At 74.2% G+C, this 18,475-nt stretch carries 16 protein-coding genes; 4 read left to right on the top strand and 12 right to left on the bottom strand.

Features of this window, described 5'->3' with window-relative positions; genetic code table 11:
• Positions 1-4: 4 nt before the first annotated feature.
• From ACZ3YL_RS04305 to ACZ3YL_RS04295, 3 genes are all read right to left on the bottom strand, one after another.
• Positions 5-5,872 carry a tetratricopeptide repeat protein gene (locus ACZ3YL_RS04305; RefSeq protein ID WP_465655300.1) on the bottom strand — a complete coding sequence of 1,956 codons (5,868 nt, stop codon included), beginning with the start codon at positions 5,870-5,872 and terminating at the stop codon, positions 5-7.
• A gap of 102 nt (positions 5,873-5,974) precedes the next feature.
• On the bottom strand, positions 5,975-6,718 hold the full coding sequence (locus ACZ3YL_RS04300; RefSeq protein WP_465655298.1) for an SOS response-associated peptidase: 744 nt from the start codon (positions 6,716-6,718) through the stop codon (positions 5,975-5,977).
• A gap of 57 nt (positions 6,719-6,775) precedes the next feature.
• Positions 6,776-7,555 carry an AraC family transcriptional regulator gene (locus tag ACZ3YL_RS04295; RefSeq protein ID WP_188306942.1) on the bottom strand — a complete coding sequence of 260 codons (780 nt, stop codon included), beginning with the start codon at positions 7,553-7,555 and terminating at the stop codon, positions 6,776-6,778.
• Between the two features lie 105 nt (positions 7,556-7,660).
• Between ACZ3YL_RS04295 and ACZ3YL_RS04290 the strand changes: the two genes are divergently transcribed.
• On the top strand, positions 7,661-8,854 hold the full coding sequence (locus tag ACZ3YL_RS04290; RefSeq protein ID WP_465655722.1) for an MFS transporter: 1,194 nt from the start codon (positions 7,661-7,663) through the stop codon (positions 8,852-8,854).
• A gap of 198 nt (positions 8,855-9,052) precedes the next feature.
• On the opposite strand, the gene ACZ3YL_RS04285 is transcribed toward ACZ3YL_RS04290, so the two are convergent.
• The 3 genes from ACZ3YL_RS04285 to ACZ3YL_RS04275 form a co-directional block, all read right to left on the bottom strand.
• Positions 9,053-9,628: a rhodanese-like domain-containing protein gene (locus tag ACZ3YL_RS04285; RefSeq protein ID WP_465655296.1), complete on the bottom strand. Its 576-nt coding sequence runs from the start codon at positions 9,626-9,628 to the stop codon at positions 9,053-9,055.
• Between the two features lie 71 nt (positions 9,629-9,699).
• Positions 9,700-10,449, bottom strand: a complete 750-nt coding sequence (locus tag ACZ3YL_RS04280) for a sulfite exporter TauE/SafE family protein (RefSeq protein WP_188306945.1) — start codon at positions 10,447-10,449, stop codon at positions 9,700-9,702.
• Positions 10,446-10,850, bottom strand: a complete 405-nt coding sequence (locus tag ACZ3YL_RS04275; RefSeq protein ID WP_465655294.1) for a rhodanese-like domain-containing protein — start codon at positions 10,848-10,850, stop codon at positions 10,446-10,448. The genes ACZ3YL_RS04280 and ACZ3YL_RS04275 overlap by 4 nt, the downstream gene beginning before the upstream one ends.
• 353 nt (positions 10,851-11,203) lie before the next feature.
• On the opposite strand from ACZ3YL_RS04275, the gene ACZ3YL_RS04270 reads away from it, so the two are divergent.
• Positions 11,204-12,577, top strand: coding sequence for a rhodanese-like domain-containing protein (locus ACZ3YL_RS04270; RefSeq protein ID WP_465655292.1), 1,374 nt, complete (start codon positions 11,204-11,206; stop codon positions 12,575-12,577).
• A 53-nt stretch (positions 12,578-12,630) separates the two neighbouring features.
• Here the strand turns inward: ACZ3YL_RS04270 and ACZ3YL_RS04265 are convergent, their stop codons facing one another.
• The 3 genes from ACZ3YL_RS04265 to ACZ3YL_RS04255 form a co-directional block, all read right to left on the bottom strand.
• Entirely contained in the window at positions 12,631-13,341 is a 711-nt protein-coding gene (locus tag ACZ3YL_RS04265) for an HNH endonuclease (protein WP_465655291.1), read from the bottom strand.
• Positions 13,342-13,552: 211 nt separating this feature from the next.
• Entirely contained in the window at positions 13,553-13,984 is a 432-nt protein-coding gene (locus ACZ3YL_RS04260; RefSeq protein WP_465655290.1) for a CBS domain-containing protein, read from the bottom strand.
• On the bottom strand, positions 13,981-14,643 hold the full coding sequence (locus ACZ3YL_RS04255; RefSeq protein WP_465655288.1) for an OsmC family protein: 663 nt from the start codon (positions 14,641-14,643) through the stop codon (positions 13,981-13,983). Before ACZ3YL_RS04255 ends, ACZ3YL_RS04260 begins: the two co-directional genes overlap by 4 nt.
• A gap of 278 nt (positions 14,644-14,921) precedes the next feature.
• Here ACZ3YL_RS04255 and ACZ3YL_RS04250 point away from each other — a divergent pair, with 278 nt between their 5' ends.
• Positions 14,922-15,119, top strand: coding sequence for a hypothetical protein (locus ACZ3YL_RS04250; protein ID WP_188308984.1), 198 nt, complete (start codon positions 14,922-14,924; stop codon positions 15,117-15,119).
• 139 nt (positions 15,120-15,258) lie between these two features.
• Positions 15,259-16,245 carry an Acg family FMN-binding oxidoreductase gene (locus tag ACZ3YL_RS04245; protein WP_465655286.1) on the top strand — a complete coding sequence of 329 codons (987 nt, stop codon included), beginning with the start codon at positions 15,259-15,261 and terminating at the stop codon, positions 16,243-16,245.
• Positions 16,246-16,248: 3 nt separating this feature from the next.
• Here ACZ3YL_RS04245 and ACZ3YL_RS04240 read toward each other — a convergent pair whose 3' ends face one another.
• The 3 genes from ACZ3YL_RS04240 to ACZ3YL_RS04230 form a co-directional block, all read right to left on the bottom strand.
• Entirely contained in the window at positions 16,249-16,686 is a 438-nt protein-coding gene (locus tag ACZ3YL_RS04240) for a universal stress protein (RefSeq protein WP_188308986.1), read from the bottom strand.
• Positions 16,687-16,808: 122 nt separating this feature from the next.
• On the bottom strand, positions 16,809-17,447 hold the full coding sequence (locus ACZ3YL_RS04235) for a hypothetical protein (protein ID WP_465655285.1): 639 nt from the start codon (positions 17,445-17,447) through the stop codon (positions 16,809-16,811).
• 315 nt (positions 17,448-17,762) lie between these two features.
• On the bottom strand, positions 17,763-18,473 hold the full coding sequence (locus ACZ3YL_RS04230; RefSeq protein WP_465655284.1) for a helix-turn-helix domain-containing protein: 711 nt from the start codon (positions 18,471-18,473) through the stop codon (positions 17,763-17,765).
• Positions 18,474-18,475 lie beyond the last annotated feature (2 nt).

The raw sequence follows: 18,475 nt of genomic DNA, 5'->3' as shown, positions 1-18,475 counted from the left end.
TCGATTACTCCTGCTCCTGGGGTGCGGCTGTGGCGGGGACGTCCACGACGGCGGAGAGGTCCTGGAGGACGGCGCCGTGGCCCCGGTCGAAGACGGTGATCCGGACGGTGTGCGGGCCGGGCGAGGCCGGGGTGAGCGCGAACCGGGCGGGCGGGCCGGCCGGGCTGTGGTCGGCGACCGGCGGGTCGAGCCGAGCGTCGGGGGAGACGGCGGCGACCAGGCGCAGCTCGGGCAGGGCGGCCGGGTCGGCGGCCTCCTCGACGGACTCCAGGCGCAGTTCGAGGTGGGTGGTGGCGCCCACGGCCGGGTCCGCGGTGAGGGTGAGGCGGGGGCGCCAGGCGGGGCGGGGCGTCGGCGGTTCGACGGCGCGGTGCATCGCGCCGCGGGAGCGGCGGGGGAACGGGGCGGGGGCGGTGCGGCGGGGGCTGAGCTGCGTGCGGTCGGATTCGAGGGTGTCGGGGAGCTGGGTGAGCGCGCTGCGGGCCTCTGTCGCCAGCGGGTGGCCGGGGTCCATCAGCGCCTCGCGGCCGATCCGGACCGCCGCCAGCAGCTCGTGGGCGGTGTCGCGGCGGCCGTCCGCGGCAAGGGCCTGGGCCAGGCCGACGGCGAGGGAGGGGAACAGCGGCAACGGGCCGGGGCGCTGGGCGCCGACGCTGACGGCGACGTCGTCGGCCTCCCGGTGGCCGGTCCGGAGGGCGGCGGTCGGCGAGGCGTGCCCGGACGGGATCCGGTCGGCGATGATCCGCTCGTGGACCCGGACGGCGCCGTCGGCGTCCCCGGCGCGCAGCCGGGCGTGGGCGAGGGCCTGCCGGACCTCCAGGGTGAGGGTGCTGCGTACGCCCCGGCTCTCGGCGCAGGCCTCGGCGAGTTCCTCCAGCCGGACGACGGCCCGCAGCGGGCGAGCGCCCTCGGCCAGCAGGAGTGCCTGGGTCAGCCGGGCGGTGACCGTGGCGTCGTCCGGGCCGCCGAGGGCCTCGGTGGCAGCGGTGACCAGGTCGGCGGCCAGGCGCAGGGCCGTCTCGGGCTGCCCGCTCAGGTGGTGGGCGAAAGTGAGGACACATCCGGTGTGGACCAGCTCGGGCAGGCCGGGGCCGGTGGGGCGCGTCCAGTCCTCCGCCGTCCGGGAGAGCTCGGCGATGGCGGCGGCAGACTCACCGTCGAGGATCAGGGCCTTGGCGAGGTCGCACCGGAGTTCCCGTACGACGGAGTGCTCGGGTCCGCGCGCGTCGACGGCGATGGCCAGGGCCTCGCGGTAGTGGGCTGCCGACTCGCCGAAGCGGCCGGCCTGGAAGAGGTTCAGCGCGATGCTGTCCCGGACGTCGAAGGTGTCCGGATGGTCGACTCCCAGGACGCGGCCGCGTTCGGCCAGGACTGCTCGGTAGAGCGCGTCGGCGTGGTCGTGGTGCCACCCGTGGCGAAGGGCGTGGGCCGTGCTGTTCCTGGCGACGAGGGTGGCGGGGTGGTCGGGGCCGTGCACCCGCTCGTGGTCGGAGACCTGGGCCTGCCTTTCGGTGACCTCCTGGCGATGGCGTCCGGCAAGGCGGTGGGTGTAGGCGAGCTCGGACCGGTCGTCGAGGGTGTCCGGATGGTCCGGGCCCTGACACCGGGTCCGGACGGCGATCAGTTCCGCGAAGAGGTCGGCGGCACGGTCGAGTTCGCCGGTGGTGCGGATGTTCTGCGCCAGCATGGAACGTGTGAGGAGGCTGTCGCGGTGCTCCGGCCCACGGACCCGGGTGCAGTCCGCCACCAGCAGTTCCCGGTCGATGACGGCCTGACGGTGCAGGCCGGCGAACCCCCGGCTGGTGGCGAGGATGCTCCGGTCCGTGAGCACGGTCGGGTGGTCCGGGCCATGGATCCGGGCCCGGTCGTCCACCAGGGCTTCGTCGAGTCGGATGCCCAGCAGGTGGTTGCCGGAGGTCCGGTGGATCCAGGAGAGGAGGAGGCGGGCGTGGAGGGTGTCCGGGTGGTCCGGGCCCTGGATCCGGGTGCGGTCGGCGACCAGGGCCTCGCCCAGCTGCAGAGCCGGCCGGAGGTCACCGGCCGCCCGGCAGGAGGAGACCTGTGACTGTCGGGCGAGCAGAGTGTCCGGGTGGTCGGCTCCGAGTATCCGCGCGCGGTCGGCGGCCAGGGTGCCGAAGAGCTCGCTCGCGAGGCTGTGGTCCCCGGCTTCGTCATGGGCGAAGGCGTGCCACCAGCGGGCGTGGAGGGTGTCCGGGTGGTCCGGGCTCTGAATCCTGACGCGGTCGGCGACCAGGTTCAGGTACGACTCCACAGCACTTCGGTAGTGGCCCGCTTGGGAGTGTGCTTGTGCCAACTCCTCGCGGAGGTCCAGCGTTTGCGGGTGGTCCGGCCCGTCGACGCGGGTGTGGTCGGCCACCAGGGACGCGAATTCGGCGAGGGCACGGGCGTGCTCGTCGCAGGCCCGCCAAGCCGAGGCGCGCTGGCGACGGCATCGCAACGTGCTCGGGTGGTCCGACCCGAACACCCGGGTGTGATCGGCGAGGAGTCCTTCGAACAGCGCTGCTGTCCGGCGGTGGTCACCGGCGATCTGGCAGGTGGACGCGTGCCAGACGCGGATGTCGAGGGTGTCGGGATGGTCGGGGCCGAGTGTCCGGGCGTAGTCGTGGGTGAGGGCTTCGAACAGGGACACCGCGTGCCGGTGATCTTCGGCGTTCCGAAGGGAGAGCGCGAGCGAAAGGCGGGTGAGGAGCGTCTCGGGGTGGTCGGCGCCCTGGACGCGGGCGCGGTCGGCGATGATCGGTTCGAGGAGGTCGGCCGCGCGCCGGTGGTCGCCCGCGCTTCCGTGGGCGGTGGTCAGCCAGAGGCGTGCGTTGAGGGTCTCGGGGTGGTCCGGCCCGTATACCCGGACGTGGTCGGCCACCAGCGCCTCGTGGATCGCCAGGGCGCGGCGGTGGTCGCCCAGCGCCTGGTGGCTGTGGCCCAGCCAGAACCGGGTGTGGAGGACGTCCGGGTGGTCGGCTCCCTGGATCCGCGTGCGGTCGGCGAGCAGTGCCTCGTACTGCGCCAGCGCCTCGCGGTGCCGGCCGAGGTTGCGAAGGGATGTCGCCAGCCACCACCGGGTGTTGAGCACTGCCGGGTGGTCCGGCCCCTGGATCCGGGTGCGGTCGGCGAGCAGCGCCTCGAAGAGCGTCAGGGCCTCGCCGTAGTCGCAGGCGTTGGTGTGGATCGACGCCTGCCACCACCGGGTGGTGAGGACGTCCGGGTGGTCCGGGCCCAGGACCCGTTGCCGTTCGGTGACCAACTGGTCGCACAGTTCCGCCGCGCGCCGGTGCTCTCCCGCCTCGTCGACGGACCGGGCCAGTCGCAGCCGGGCGTCGAAGGTCTCGAAGTGCTCGGGGCCGTGGACGCGCAGCCGGTCGGCGAGGAGCTGCTCCCGTACGGCGAGTGCCTCGCGCGGTCGGCCGGCGGCCTGCAGGGCGCGGGCGAGGCCGGAGCGCTCCTCCAGGGTGTCGGGGTGGTCCGGGCCCTGGATCCGGGCCCGGTCGGCCACCAGGCGCTCCAGTTCCTCGACTTCGAGGGCGGGCAGCCCGGCGATGCGCAGCGCGTACCCGAGGAAGCTGCGCTCCTCCAGGGTGTCGGGGTGGCCCTCGCCCTGGATGCGCGCGCGGTCGCGGACCAGGGCGCGGTGCTGTTCGACCGCGTGGCCGGGGGTGCCCGCCTCCCGGTGGGCGCGGGCCAGGCCGCTGCGCGCGTTGAGGGTGTGGGGGTGGTCGGGGCCGAGGACCCGGGTGTAGTCGGGGACGAGTGCGCTGAACTCGGCGACGGCGAGGGCGGCTCGGCCGGCCTTGCGGTGGAGGGAGGCCAGGCGCTTGCGCGCGTAGAGGGTCTGCGGGTGGTCCGGGCCCTGGGCCCGGGTGCGGTCCGCGACGAGGGCCTCGAAGGCGGCGATCGCCGCGAGGTGGTCGCCGGCGTCGGAGTGAGCGGCCGCGAGCCAGCTGCGGCTGTTCAGGGTGTCCGGGTGGTCGGCGCCCAGGATGCGGGTGCGGTCGGCGACCACCTGCTGGTACCGGCTGATCGCCAACCCGTGCAGCCCTGCCGCGAGTTGGGCGAAGGCGAGGCCGCTGTGGCGGGTCACCACGTCCGGGTGGTCGGCGCCGAGCACCTGCTCCACGTCCGCCACCAGCCGCTCGTACTCGGCCACCGACTCCCGGTGCTGCCCCGCCACCTGGAGGGCGTACGCCAGGCTGGCCCGGCTGTTCAGGGTGTCGGCGTGGTCCGGCCCCAGCACCCGGGCCCGGTCGGCGATGACGGCGCGGAACTCCGCCGCGGCGAGCTCGTGTCGGCCGGCCCTGCGGTGGCCCTGGGCGAGCGTGTGCCGGTCGGCCAGGGTGGCGGGGTGGTCGGCGCCCTGGACGCGGGTCCGCCGGGCGACCACGTCCCGGCACAGCTCCACGGCCCGGGCCGGGTCGCCGGTCTTGGCCTGCAGCCGGCCGAGCCGGCCGAGGGTGGTGAGGGTGTCCGGGTGGTCCTCGCCGAGCAGCCGCCGCTGCCCGTCCGCCATCGCCTCCACCAACCGGACGGCGTACACCCGCTGGGCCCGGTCGGTGAGTTCGCCCGCGGCCAGCCCGTACAGCGCGACAGTCTCGGCCGTCGGGTCCTGGGACGGACCGCTGTCGGCCAGTTCCCGGATGTGCGGCAGCAGTGCCCGCCGGAGCTCCGGCCGGGCGTCCGGCCAGAGCCGGGCCGCCGCCCGGGCCAGGTGTCGCTCGGCGCGTGCGCGGAAGTCGGAGGTGCGCAGCACCGCCTGGAGCAGCCGGTGCACGGTGACGGTGTCGCCGAGGGTGATCAGGTGGTAGTCGGCGAGCAGCCGCAGTGCCCGGTCCACTTCCTCCGGGCGGCGCTCCCCGAAGGGGGTGAGCGCCTCGCGCGGCAGGGCCTCGGGGGCGTACCAGGCGAGGGTGCGCAGCAGCTCGACGGCGAAGGGCGCGGTGTGCTGGACGGTCCGCAGCGTGGTCCGCCACAGCCGGGCGACGGTGTCCTCGGCGCCGGGCCCCACCGGGCCGGTGGCGCGCAGCAGTTCGCGGTACGCGGCGAAGGTGGTGCCGGTCTGCTGGACGTAGGCGCCGGCCTGGGCGAGGGCGATCGGCAGGTGGCCCAGTTCGTCGGCGAGGGCGCGGGCCTGGTCCTGCTCGGCCGGATCGACCGCCGAGTCGGTGTACGCCGCCCCGCACAGCAGCCGGGCGGCCTCGGGGGCGTCGAGGACGTCGATGCGGACCGGTCTGATGCCCGGGTGCCAGCCGCTCGCGCGCCGGCTGGTGACCAACTGGTGGCCGCAGCCGAGGAGTCGGCCGACGTAGGGGGTGAGGTGGGCCGGGTCCTCGGCGTTGTCGTAGACGAGCAGCCAGCGGTCGTGGGCGCGCAGCCAGGCGATGGCCCACTCGACCTGCTGGCCGGGCGGGGCGGTGAGGGCCCAGGTGGGGTGGAGGTGGACGGCGAGCCCGGCGAAGCCCTCGGCGAGCTGTTCCGCGGACTCGGCGGTGAGCCACCAGATCAGCCGGTAGTGGTCGGCGCGGGCGTAGGCGTGGTGCAGGGCGAGGCTGGTCTTTCCGACGCCGCCCAGGCCGTGCAGGGTGGTGGCCTGGGTGACGAGTCCGCCCCCGTCGTCGTGGGCCAGGGCCTCGGCGACGGCGCGCGACTCGCCCTCCCGGCCGATGAGCGGGCCGGCGGAGCGGGGCGGCAGATTGGGCGTCGGGGTGGTGGCCTCGACGGTCTGCGCGGCGCGCGCGGCCCCGGGCGGGAGGACGGCGGCGTGCGGGTCGCCGCCGGCGGCCGAGGGCGAGCCGGGGCGGCGGCGCTGCTCGTAGGGCTCCGGGTCGGGCATGCCGCTCTCGGGGCGGACGTGTGCCGTCATGGACATCAACACTGCGCCGCCCCCACCCCCGTGACCTGCTCTGCTCGCCTACCGTAGTGCCGGTCGGGCGCACTGTCAGCGGAATCCTCGCAGAGCAGGGCGTCAGTCGGCGAGCCCGAGCGGGTCGGGGGCGGCGGCGAGCAGCTCGGGCCCGTTGTTGCGGACGCTGTTGACGGTGGGTGGGACGGCGCGGACCCGCAGGGCGCCGTCGGCGGGGCGGCGCAGCAGGTGGTGGAGTTCGGCCGGGTCGGTCCGGGCGGGGGAGAGCCAGTCGGGGAGGTCGTCGGGGGCGATGGTGAGCGGCATCCGGTCGTGGACGCGGCCGGCGGAGTCGGTCGCGTCGGTGGTGATGACGGTGGCGGTGGCGAGCCAGGCGAGCGGGTCGTCGTCGGGGCGGGTGCGGTCGCGCCAGAACTCGTACAGGCCGGCCATCAGCATCACGCCGCCGGTGCTGAGGAAGTACGGCTGCTTGTACTTCTTGCGGTCGCCCTCGGCGGGGACTTCGCGCCACTCGTAGTAGCCGTCGGCGGGGATGACGCAGCGTCGGTCGGTGAAGGCCTTGCGGAAGGCGGGCTTGGTGTCGACGGTCTCCGAGCGGGCGTTGATCATCCGGGCGCCGCCGGACGGGTCCTTGGACCAGGAGGGGACGAGGCCCCAGCGCAGCGGGCGGAACTGGCGCAGCAGTTCGCCGGTCTCCCGGTCCACGCGTTCCAGGACGGCCGGGACCGGGTCGGTCGGGGCGACGTTCCAGCTCGGGGCGAAGGCCTCGGCCGGGTCCCACCGGAGCTCTCCGAGCAGTGAGACGAGGTCCTGGGGCGTGGTGGTGGAGACGAAGCGGCCGCACATGCCCCCAGCCTGCCACCCGGCACGGACAACGGGGGCCTTCCGCCGGCAACCGGGCTCTCAGCGCGCCGGGCGGCTCTCGGCTGCGTGGCCTGGGGCGGTACCGGGGGCGTGGCCCGGGGTGTGGCCGAAGGTGCGGCGGAAGACGTCGATGAAGGCGCTGGCGGAGGACCACCCGCAGCGGTGGGCGACGGCGGTGACCGGCTGCCCCTCGGCGAGCAGCACCAGGGCGTGGTGCAGCCGCAGCTGGGTGCGCCACTGGGGGAAGGTCATGCCGAGGTCGGCGCGGAAGAGCCGGGAGAGCGTCCGGTCGCTGGCGCCGACGGTCCGGCCGAGTTCGGTGAGGGTGCGGCGGTCGGCGGGCTCGGCGTACAGCAGGGCGCACAGGGCCTGGAGCAGCGGGGTGGCGGGTGTGGGCAGGTGCAGCGGCTGCTGGGGCGAGGCGCGCAACTGGTCGAGCAGGACGGCGCGCAGCCGGGAGCGTTCGGGGCTGTCCTGGTCCGGGGCGCGGGTGTAGGCGACGATCAGTTCGCGCAGCAGCGGGCCGACGGCGAGCACGGTGGGCCGGTCGAGGCCGAGCGGGTTCTCGGTGGCGGGCAGGCCGACCAGGTGGAGTTCGAGTTCGCCGTGCGCCTGGTGGGCGTGCACGGTGCCGGCCGGGATCCAGAGCGCGCGGGTGCCGGGCGCGACCCAGGAGCCGGCGTCGGTGGTGATGGCGACCACGCCCCGGGCGGCGTAGGCGATCTGGTGGTCGTCGTGGCGGTGGGCGTCGATCCCGGTGCCGGGCGCGAGCAGCTCGGCCCGGGTCGGGGCGACGGGGTCGTGGCGGATTCTCGGCATTGTCTGGCAGGTTATCGGAAGTCCGACAGCGGGTGCCGGTTCGAGCATGTCCGGGTGAGCATTCCAACGAATCGAACCAGCCGTACGTCCGCGGGGACGGAACAACTGTCGCAGAACGCGTCGATCGCCCTGCTGTCCGTCGGGCACTCCTGCGTGGACGTCTACCAGGGCGCGGTGGCGGCCCTGGTGCCCTTCCTGGTCGCCGAGCGCGGCTACGGCTACGCCGCCGTCTCGGGCGTGGTGCTGGCCGCCTCACTGCTGTCCTCGGTGGCGCAGCCGCTGTTCGGGGCGCTGACCGACCGGTGGCCGCTGCCCTGGCTGCTGCCGGTGAGCACGCTGCTGGGCGGCGCGGGCATCGCCCTCAGCGGGGTGGGCGGCTCGTACGGGCTGACGCTCGCCTGGGTGGCACTGTCGGGTGTCGGGGTGGCGGCGTACCACCCGGAGTCCGCCCGGGTGGCCCGGGCGGTGGCCGGCTCGGGCGGCAGCGGGCACCGGGGGATGGCCTGGTTCTCGCTGGGCGGCAACCTGGGCTTCGCGGCGGCCCCGCTGCTGGTCGCCGCCGTGGTTGACCTCGGCGGACTGCGGCTGACCCCGCTGCTGGCGCTGCCGGCCCTGGCGGGCGCGGCGCTGTGCCTGCCGGTGCTGCGCGAACTGGCCCGGCGGCGGGCCGCCGGGGCGGGCACGGCGCCCCGGACCGGACAGGACGACCGGACCTCCTTCGTCAAGCTGTCGCTGGCGGTGGTGTGCCGCTCGATCGTCTTCACCGGGCTGAGCACCTTCCTGTCGCTGTGCGCCGCCCAGCGCCTCGGCGGCGGCACGGCGGCGGGCACGGCGGCGCTGGTGGTGCTGTACGCGGGCGGCGCGGTGGGATCGCTGCTGGGCGGGGCGCTGGCCGAGCGGTGGGGGCGGGTCGCGGTGGCTCGCTGGTCCTACCTGGTCGCGGCGGTGGCGGTGGCCGGGGTGCTGGTGGTGCCCGGTCCGGGACTGTACGTGTGCGTGGCGCTGACCTCGGCGGGCCTGTACGTGCCGTTCTCGCTGCAGGTGACGCTGGGGCAGGACTACCTGCCGTCGCGGATCGGCACGGCGAGCGGGATCACCCTCGGGCTGACGGTGAGTGTCGGTGGATTGGCCAGCCCGGTGATCGGCAGTATCGCGGACGCGACCTCGCTGCGGACGGCGCTGGTGCCGCTGGTGGCGATGCCGCTGCTCAGCTGGGCGCTGTTCCGCACCCTGCCGGAGCCGGTGGTGCCGGGAGAGGAGCCGCCGGCGGCGGCGGGGGCCGTGAACGCCGGGGCGTGACCGCCCCTGGGCGTCGCACGGCTGGGTCGTTCAGTGCGCGGTGACGCCGCCGGCGACCAGCGGTTCCGCGACGGTGGCCGGTCGATGTGGGCGAGGGGCGGCCTGGTGGGGCCGCCCCTCTCTCCCTGAGCAGGCGGGCTCCGGGGCGGAGTGAGGACCCCTGCCCAGGCCGGTGCGGCCGGGGCCCGTTCGGCCCGGTCAGCGGCCGAGGACGGCGAGGGTGTCGTCCAGCGTCGGCGTGCCCGGGCGGGGGCGGTTGTACGGAAGCTTGCCCAGCAGCGCCGCCATCGTGCAGCTGTCGGTCAACGCGGAGACGACCAGCGCGCCGCCGACTCCGGCCGACAGCCAGCGGGCGCCGGGCCGGGCGTGGTCGGCGAGCAGGCCGAGCAGGACCAGCGAGCCGGCCGCGAGCCTGACCTGACGGTCCATCGCCCACACCGGGCGGGCGCCGGCCACCTGGTCGACGGGGTGGCCCGCGCCCGTCCAGGCGTTGGTGCCGCCGGTGACGACGAGGGCGGTGATCCCGGCGTCGGCGAGCTGTGCGCAGGCGGACCGGGCGCGCTGTCCGGCGGCGCAGACGACGGCCAGCTCGTTCTTCCCGGCGGCGGTGCGCAGCGCGGGCAGGGCGCGGTCGAGCTGGTCGAGCGGGATGTTCCGAGCGCCCGGGATGTGGCCGCGGGCGTACTCGCCGGGGGAGCGGACGTCGATGAGGGTGAGCTGCCCGAGGCGGGGCTTGAGCTGTTCGACGGTCAGCGCTGTGGTCGGCGTGGTCATGGGGGGAGGGGTCCTCTCGGGGGTGGGGGCCGGCGCGGCTGGGCGGGCGCGGCCGGGGGACGGCGGGCCGGTCAGCGCAGGGTGGTGACCAGCATCAGGATGGCGACGCCGAGCAGGGCGATCGCGAAGGCCCGCTGCAGGGTGCGTCCGCTGAGCTTGTCGGCGAGCCGTTTGCCGTCCCAGGCGCCGAGGATCGCGGCGCCGGTGAAGGGCGCGGCCACGGCCCAGTCGATCGAGCCGGTGGCGCCGAGGCGGGGCAGCAGGGCGGCGAGGGAGTTGGCGGTGATGACCAACAGGCTGGTGCCGACCGCCTCGGCCATGGTGAAGGCGAGCACGGAGACCAGGGCGGGTACGGCGAGGAAGCCGCCGCCGACGCCGAGCAGTCCGGTGACGGCGCCGAGCCCGGCGCCCGTGGCGGTGGAGCGGGCCGGTCCGGCGGCGGATCGTTCCTGCCCGCCGGTCTTGGGCGGGACCAGCATCCGCCAGGCGGCGAGCGCCGCCAGCACCGCGAAGGCGCCGGTCAGCAGCGCGCCCGGCAGGTGGGCCGAGAGCGCCCCGGCGGCGGCCGCGGCGGGCAGTCCGGCGGCGGCGAACAGCGCGCCGGTGCGCCAGCGCACCCGTCCGGCCCGGGCGTGGGCGAGCAGCCCGGTCAGCGAGGTCGCGGCGACGATCACCAGGCTCGCGGTGGTGGCGAGCGCGGGGGAGAAGCCGAGCAGGTAGACCAGGGCGGGTACGGCGAGCATGCTGCCGCCGCCACCGAGTCCGCCGAGGGCCAGTCCGACCACCGCTCCCGCGGCGAGCGCCAGCAGCAGCGTGGTCATATGACGTGTCCGGCGCTGCCGTCGGGCGTGGTGACCGGCAGGCCGGCCCGGGCCCAGGCGTTCATGCCCCCGGTGACGTTCAGCGCCTCGACGCCGCGCGCGGCGAGCAACTCGGCGGCGCGCTGGGAGCGGTGGCCGGAGCGACAGACCGTGAGCACCGTACGGCCGACGGCCTCGGGGGGCAGCCCGACTCCGGCGGCCAGGCCGACCAGCGGCAGGTGCAGGGCACCGGGGGCGTGGCCGGCCGTGAACTCGGCGGCCTCGCGGACGTCCAGCAGCACGGCGGCGCCGGTGCGGGCGAGCCGGTCGGCCTGGGCGGGGGTGATCTGACCGGGGGCGGACCGTGCTGGGTCGGATGGTCCGGGGGAGGCCGGTCCGGGGTCGGACGGCAGCTGGGGCATGGCTTTCTCCAGTGGTGGGGCCGGGCGGCGGTGGTCCGGCGGGTCGGGGGTGCCGCGGGCGGGCCGCCGATCCGTGTGCTGCGAGCGGCGGCGCGGGTGGTGACGCGGTTCTCTCGTCGGCGCCGGTCTCTCGTCGGCGCCGACGAGAGACCGGGGCGGTGCCGGGCCCGGCGGTGTGGCCGGTTCCCCCTCCGATGTCCACCATAGTACCCCCGGGGGTATTATCGAAGTGCTTCGGCGATACCCCCACCTGTATCGGCCATGGAGGTCGTATGCTGGCATATATACCGAGGGGGGTATCCAGCAATCGCGACCGCGCCGCAGTGCCCAGGCGCCACCCAGGAGGGTTCCCCGTGTACTTCGCCCAGTTCTACCTCGACTGCCTCTCCCAGGCCTCCTACCTGATCGCCGACGAGCGCACCGGGCGCGCCGTCGTCGTCGACCCGCGCCGTGACGTCGACGAGTACGTCGCCGACGCCGAGGCCCATGGCCTGACCGTCGTCGGCGTCATCAACACCCACTTCCACGCCGACTTCCTGGCCGGCCACCTCGAACTGGCCGACCGCACCGGCGCCTGGATCGGCTACGGGCACCGGGCGGAGACCGAGTACCCGATCCGCAAGCTCACCGAGGGCGAGCGGATCGAACTCGGTGACGTCACCCTCCAGATCATGGAGACCCCCGGCCACACCCCCGAGTCGATCAGCGTCCTGGTCTACGAGCAGCCCGACGACACCGTCCCCTACGGCGTGCTCACCGGCGACGCCCTGTTCATCGGCGACGTCGGCCGCCCCGACCTGCTCGCCTCGTCCGGCGTCACCGCCGAGGAACTCGGCGCCATGCTCTACGACAGCGTCCACCACAAGCTGATGGCCCTGCCCGACGAGACCCTGGTCTTCCCCGCCCACGGCGCCGGCTCCGCCTGCGGCAAGAACCTCTCCACCGACCGCCAGTCCACCATCGGCCGCGAGCGCGCCACCAACTACGCCTGCGCCCCGATGGACCAGCCGACCTTCGTCGCCCTGGTCACCGACGGCCAGCCCACCGCCCCCGGCTACTTCGGCTACGACGCCGACCTCAACCGCCGCGAGCGCGGACTCTTCGACCCGGCCGCCGTCCGCGCCGTGGCCGCCGATGACTTCCTGGCGCGTCGCGCCGACGGAGCCCTGGTGGTGGACGGCCGCGACCCGGCCGCCTTCGCCGCCGGACACCTCACCGGCTCGCTCAACGTCCCCGCCGACGGCCGCTTCGCCGAACAGTGCGGCACCATCCTCGCGCCCGACCACGAGGTCCTGGTCATCGCCCCCGACGGACGCGGCGCGGAACTCGTCACCCGGCTCGCCCGGATCGGCTTTGACCGGGTCGCCGGCTACCTCACCGACCCGGAGGAGGTCTTCCTCACCCACCCCGAACTGATGCGCCAGGGCGCCCGACTCACCGTGCACACCCTGCGCCAGGAACTCGCCGGCCCCCAGCCCCCGCTGGTCGTCGACGTCCGCGGCGCCGCCGAGCGCGAGGCCGGCGCCATCCCCGGATCGCTCCACCTCCCGCTCGCCGAACTCCCCACCCGCCACGGCGAACTGCCCACCGACCGCCGCATCGTCCTGCACTGCGCCGGCGGCAGCCGCTCCTCCATCGCCGCCAGCCTCCTGCGCCACCACGGCCACCCGCACGCCTACGACCTCATCGGCGGCTACGGCGCGTGGGAGGCCACCCCGACGGCGTGACCGCACCCGCGCGGCGCTGCGCCGGGGCAGCCCGGTGCGTCGTGTGCACGAACCTACTGTCGGCGCTGTTCGGGGATCTCCGCGCGCCGCAGGTGCTCACGGATGAGCGTCGCGACAAGGTCTCCCTCGGACAAGCCGGCAGCGAAGGCAGCGCGTGTGAAGGCGGCGCGCTGCTCCTGCGGGAGGATCACCGCCCTGATGGCGGCGGCATCAGGGTGCCGCCAGCTGCAGCACATGCGGCGATGGCACTGGTCGGCAGATTCCGATCCGACGTTCGGCGTATTCCACGGCTTGAACGGATACCTGGCCAGCATTGCTTCGCACTCCGCGAACCGCTCCCACATCTCCTCCTTGCTCCGGTGCCGTGCCGCTCCGAAATGGTGCCGGAACCAGTCGCGACGGTCGGTGTTCCGCAACTCGCGCCTGACTTTCTCCACTCGGCCTTCGAACCCTAGAGCCATCCGCATCGGCATCATGCGGGTGTCGAAGCCGACATCCGGCCGCTCGCGGTGCAGCTTCTGGTCGGTGAACCACTGCTTCGCCGTACGCTTTCCTTTCCAGTCGTTGCAGGGCTTGCATGCAGGGATGAAGTTCCACCAGACGTCCGCACCTTCGTCCGCGACCGGCGTCTCGTGATCCAACGTCGTCGCGGGCTCCGTATCGCAGTAGGTGCACCTGCCCTCGTTGCCACTGAGGGTTGCCAGCCAGACGTACGTGTGTTGGATGCGGCGCGTGCCGCGACGGATGGTTGCCTGGGGTGCCATGAGTGATTCGCCTCTCTGATGTTGCATCAATTCGAAGTTGCTGGAGGCTAGCTGGCGCCACTGACAATGATCTGTGTAGAGATCATTTATGAATGGAAACCTCTCAAAGCGATGCGGGTGTGATCGCCAGTGATCACTGAGTGGCCAGGCGGTCGAGGTGCAAGGACGTGTGGGGTGTGAGGCCTCGGGGCGCGGCGCTTTAGGCTCGTCGTCACGGGGCCGTCTTCGAGCAGCCCGACGACGCGGTCCCGTACGGCACGAGCAGGTCGACGAGCCGCTCGACGACGTCACGCCTTAGGTCGTCGACGGCGAGCATCCCGGCCACCCGGCTGTGGTCAAGGACGGGCAGGCGGTGGACGTCGGCGCTGCGGAAGGTGCGGTAGGCGGTGTCGAGGTCGTCGTCGGCGTCCACGATGGTGACCGGTGTGGTCATCAGGTCGGTGACCAGCTGCTCGGGGTGGTGGCCGTGGGGGAGTCCGCGGACGGTCAGGTCGCGGTCGGTGAGGGTGCCGCTCAGTCGGCCGTGGTCGGTGACGAGGACGCAGCCGACGGCCTCCTGCTCAATCCGCAGGGCGGCCTTGACAGTCGTGGTGGTGGGATCGACGGTGACCGGCGGCGCGGCCGTCAGATCTGCTGCCGTCATGACGCCGGGCCCGCGGTGTTGCCGTTGAGGGAGACGGTGACCTCGGGCGGGTGGTCGAGCGTGTTCTTCACCGTGCAGTGGCGGACGACCGCGAGCAGCCCGGGGGCCTGCTCGGGCGGCAGGCCGGGGGCGGTGACCTCGATGGACACCGTGGCGATCCTGGCCGGGCGGTCCTGGGCCATGGTGTAGTCCGCGGTGACGTGGAGACCGTCCCGGGTGAGGCCGTGCCGGTCGAGGTAGCCGCCGGCGTAGTGGGCGGTACAGGAGGCCAGGGCGGAGGCGCACAGTTCGACCGGGGTCGGTGCGGCGTCTCCGCCACCTGCGTCGAGGGGTTGGTCGACGGTCAGGACATGCGACCGGACGTCGACGGCGTACAGGTCTCCCGCCACCGGGTCGACCTCGATCCGGCCGGGCCGCGGAGTCTGTGGCCGCTCAAGGAGGGTGGCCTGGCGTAGCAGCATCCCGGCCAGCTGCCGGGCCTCGGCCGCAGTGAGCGAGATCCAGACCTGGTGGACGTCGTACGGTTCGAGGGGCGTGTCGAGCACGATGCGACCGCTGTCCGGCAGGACTTCCGGGGTGTAACGGGACACCGCGACGGTCCGCCCGGCGGCGGTGTGCATCAGCTGCTGGGTGGTGGTGCGGGAGTCGTCGGTCAGCACGGCCGTGCCTCCGGGTGCTCAGTGCCCGGCACGGGGTCGACCGGGCCTCTGTCATCCAGGAGACCGCTTGCCGGGCGCGCGGCGGCAGGGCCGTTCGGCCCGCCACCCGGCCCCATCGGCCGGGCCGGAGGGGGAGTCCGGGGAGCGCCTGGCGAGGCCGGACGTACCAGAGGGCAAGGGCGGGGAGGCCCGCCCGTACGGACCCTGCGCCTCTCGGAGCCGTCACGCCCGACGCGGGATGGTGGAGGCAATCCAACGAGGGGCGGAAGGTGAGTTCGATGATCATCTCGGAGACGACGGAGTTCCACATCGGCGACCGCGTGTGCGTCTACCGCGAATCGTCCTACGGCACGATCGAGAGCGCCGTGGTGGTGGACGCCCCGGCTGACCACAGCCTCCGGGTGGAGTTCACCGACGGCCACCGCAACCACCTCCGCAACGGCCGCATCGAGCTCGTGGCCCAAGCCGTTCGGTGAAGCCGAGCCGTCCGCACACAAGGTCCCCCGGCCGCTGCGGGCAGGGCCGTTGGGCCCTCGCCGGACACCGCCGACGCGGTGGATCCTCGAATCACCGGCGCTCCCCGCCGGGAGCAGCGGCAGCAGGGAGTGAACCATCATGACCACCGGAACTGCCCTCACCACCGCCGACCTGCGTGTGCTGGCCGAGGCTGGAGGCCTGGCACCGTCGCTGCACAACAGCCAGCCCTGGCGCTTCCGCCCCACCCCCGACCTGCTCGGCCTGGAGGTCCACGCGGACCTGAACCGGGCCGTCCCCGCCGCCGACCCGGACGGGCGGGCGCTGCACATCTCGCTCGGCGCCGCCGTGCTCAACCTGCGGGTGGCCGCCGCCCACCTCGGCCGCGAGGCCGTCGTCCAGCTGCTCCCGAACGGCGCGGAGGCGCAGCCGCGCGCCGTCCTCGACCTCTCGGCACCGGCCCGCTCAGCACAGCCCTTCGGGGCTGACCTCTACCCGGCCATCGCGGGGCGCCACTCCAGCCGGCACCCGTTCACCAACCGGGACGTCCCCGAAGCGATCGTCGCCGACCTGATCACGGCCGCCCAGGACGAAGGCGTCACCCTCACCGTGCTGGAGGAGCACGGCGTACGCCGAGTCCTCGACCTCACCGCCGAGGCCGAGGCCCGGATCGCGGCCGATGTCACCCGCGAGGCCGAGACCCGCCGCTGGCTGCGCCTGGAACCGTCCTTCGACGGCATCCCGCTGGCCGCCCTCGGCGAGCACGACCGCGACGCCCGCGTCCCGATGCGGGGGTTCACCGGCCATCCGCCGCGCCACACCACCCCAGCCGAACGCTTCGAGGCCCTGCCCCAACTCGCCACCCTCACCACCCACTCCGACGGCCAGGCGGAATGGCTGCGGACCGGACAGGCGATGGAACGGGTCTGGTTGCTCGCCACCGTCCACGGCCTGCGTGCCTCCGTCCTGCACCAGGCCGTCGAGATCCCCGACACCCGCTGGCGCCTGCGCGACACCGCCGAGGGGCCGGCGCACGTCCAACTGGTTCTGCGCCTTGGCTACGGCCCGCCCGGTGCGGCCAGTCCGCGCCGTCGGGTCGAGGACGTCCTCGACCAGGTGCAGGGATGAGCGTCACTGCGGGCGGACGATGACCACCGGGCAGGTGGCGTGCTGAGCGCAGCGCATGCTCACCGAACCGAGCAGCGCACGGGTGAAACCGCTGTGCCCGTGACTGCCCACCACCAGTACCTCGGCTCCCCTCGCTGCTTTCAGGAGGACGTCGGAGGGGTCGCCCAGGACCAGGCGTTCCCGCACCTCTACCGGTCGGTCCGGCCCGAGCACCTCTCCGAGTTCCTCGGCGAACCGCTGCTGGGCGAGATTCTCGTCGAAGGACGTGTCGACCACCGGCGCGGACCAGCCGTAGTGGCTCGGCGGTTCCCAGGCGCCCACGGCGTCCACGACCCCGCCGGTGAGCGTCGCGTGTCGGATCGCCCAGCGCAGTGCGGCGTACGACGACGGAGAGCCGTCGACGCCGACCACGATGCGGGGAGCGGAGTCATTCGCGTCCATCTGTACCGTCACCGTCCTGTAGGCGGTCGCCCCTCCCACCACGGTGGGTGCCGTCCGCCGTCGCCGCCAGCACGGCCCGGCACCCGGGTGACGGCACAGGTGCCCGGCCGGGGCGGGGACCGTCAGGACGGGCCGGTGGCGAGGGTGCGGCACATCCCGTCGAGGGCCAGCTGCATCGCCTGCCAGGGGCGTCCGCCGGGGAACGGCCGGCCGGCGCGGAACCGGACGGGCAGGTAGACGCCGAGCGCCTTCTTCCCGAGCCGCCAGAGCGGGGACGTGCCGACGCGGTAGAGGTCGCCGGCGTCGGCCGAGGCGCGTACGGGCAGTGCCGGGTCACGGGTCTCCTCCAGCGGCACCTGGGCGAAGGTGGCCTTGTCGGGCATCTCCGTCACACACATGCTGACCGGCTCGAACGGGCTTGGGCGGTACGGCAGTTCGAGTGCGACCACGGTGTCGATGTGGTCGGCGACGGCGTCGGCCTGGAGGAAGGTCAGGAAGGCCTGCTTGACGGGGAAGTCCCCGGCGTCGCCCGGGGCGTAGATCTGCGGGTGCCCCTGGACCTGCCTGGTGGCGGAGAGGGTGCGCGGGAAGCCGCGGTCGTCGTGCGGCAGGTCGGGGTGGTCCACCGCGGCGACGTACGGCGGGAAGGCGATGAGCAGGTCGAAGGGCCGGGCGGTGCCGTCGGTGTAGCGGACCGCGTCCTCGCCGACCTTGTCGACCTCGGCCGAGGTGTGGTCCTCGATGCCCCGGGCGGCGAACACTGCTCCACCACCTGGGCAGGCGTGGGCCGAAGGCCTGGACGTAGCCGGACTCGTAGGTGGTCCAGGTGAGGTGGACGAGGGGGCGGAGGCCGGCCCGGCGCAGCCAGGTGTCCAGCATCAGCGCGATCTCGTACAGCGGCCCGGCGCACTTGTCGGCGCCGAAGGGCAGGTAGACGGTGTTGGGCTTGAAGAGGAAGTCCTCCCGGTCGGCGGTGAGCGTGATGCGGACGCGGTCGCCGAGCCGGTGGCGGAGGGTGAAGGCCGTCTCCAGGCCGGCGAAACCCCCGCCGGCCACCAGGACGTGCGGTTTCGCGGTCATCGCGGGATCTCCTCCTCGATGATCGGGGGACCGTCGGGGCGGATGATCCGGCCCGAGATCCCGGTGGGCTTGATACGCATCCAGGTGTCCCGGGTGCCGCCCGCCCAGGGGTGCGGGTCGGCGTGCTGCTGGAACCAGTGCACGGCCTCCTCCTCGGCGACCGTCGAGGCGGTGCCGTTCACCAGGACGCTCCAGCCGGTGGCGAACGCCTCGTCCAACTGGTCGACCTCGAAGGCGACTTCGCTGCCAGCCGCCCGGGACAGGGTGCCGTCCGCCTCAGTGCGGTAGAGGATGCCGGCGTCCAGCACCCGGTAGTTGACGGGCAGCGCCACCAGTCCGCGCGGCGCGGCCAGGATCACCCGGCCGACGCCGCCGGGGCTGAGCTTGGCCCAGCAGGCCGCCGCGTCCAGCTCCTCCAGCCGGACGCGCGTGTTGGCGCGGGCCCGGCCGGACGGGACATCGCGGCCGCCGCCGAGCAGGTCGGTGACCGTGGTGTCGAGCGCGTCGGCGATCCGGGCCAGGGTGGTGACGCCGACCGGGACGGGGTGCGTCTCCAGGTACTCCAGGAACCCCGGGTCCAGCCCGCCGCGCTCCGCCACCAGCTCGCGGGTGAGCCCCAGTCGGGCACGGCGGCGGGCGACCCGGCGGCCGAGGTCGCCGGGGTCGGCCGGGCGGGGGTGTGCCCGGCCTTCGTTCGTGGTCCGCATGT

The sequence above is a fragment of the Kitasatospora sp. NPDC023176 genome, from assembly GCF_055560495.1.
This window is presented reverse-complemented; position numbering and strand designations above follow the sequence as displayed.

What these genes read in the sequence shown, in the direction of transcription:
- ACZ3YL_RS04305 (WP_465655300.1), bottom strand. Translation starts at nt 5,872, where the DNA reads ATGACGGCACACGTCCGCCCCGAGAGCGGCATGCCCGACCCGGAGCCC.
- ACZ3YL_RS04300 (WP_465655298.1), bottom strand. Translation starts at nt 6,718, where the DNA reads ATGTGCGGCCGCTTCGTCTCCACCACCACGCCCCAGGACCTCGTCTCA.
- ACZ3YL_RS04295 (WP_188306942.1), bottom strand. Translation starts at nt 7,555, where the DNA reads ATGCCGAGAATCCGCCACGACCCCGTCGCCCCGACCCGGGCCGAGCTG.
- ACZ3YL_RS04285 (WP_465655296.1), bottom strand. Translation starts at nt 9,628, where the DNA reads ATGACCACGCCGACCACAGCGCTGACCGTCGAACAGCTCAAGCCCCGC.
- ACZ3YL_RS04280 (WP_188306945.1), bottom strand. Translation starts at nt 10,449, where the DNA reads ATGACCACGCTGCTGCTGGCGCTCGCCGCGGGAGCGGTGGTCGGACTG.
- ACZ3YL_RS04275 (WP_465655294.1), bottom strand. Translation starts at nt 10,850, where the DNA reads ATGCCCCAGCTGCCGTCCGACCCCGGACCGGCCTCCCCCGGACCATCC.
- ACZ3YL_RS04265 (WP_465655291.1), bottom strand. Translation starts at nt 13,341, where the DNA reads ATGGCACCCCAGGCAACCATCCGTCGCGGCACGCGCCGCATCCAACAC.
- ACZ3YL_RS04260 (WP_465655290.1), bottom strand. Translation starts at nt 13,984, where the DNA reads ATGACGGCAGCAGATCTGACGGCCGCGCCGCCGGTCACCGTCGATCCC.
- ACZ3YL_RS04250 (WP_188308984.1), top strand. Translation starts at nt 14,922, where the DNA reads ATGATCATCTCGGAGACGACGGAGTTCCACATCGGCGACCGCGTGTGC.
- ACZ3YL_RS04245 (WP_465655286.1), top strand. Translation starts at nt 15,259, where the DNA reads ATGACCACCGGAACTGCCCTCACCACCGCCGACCTGCGTGTGCTGGCC.
- ACZ3YL_RS04240 (WP_188308986.1), bottom strand. Translation starts at nt 16,686, where the DNA reads ATGGACGCGAATGACTCCGCTCCCCGCATCGTGGTCGGCGTCGACGGC.
- ACZ3YL_RS04230 (WP_465655284.1), bottom strand. Translation starts at nt 18,473, where the DNA reads ATGCGGACCACGAACGAAGGCCGGGCACACCCCCGCCCGGCCGACCCC.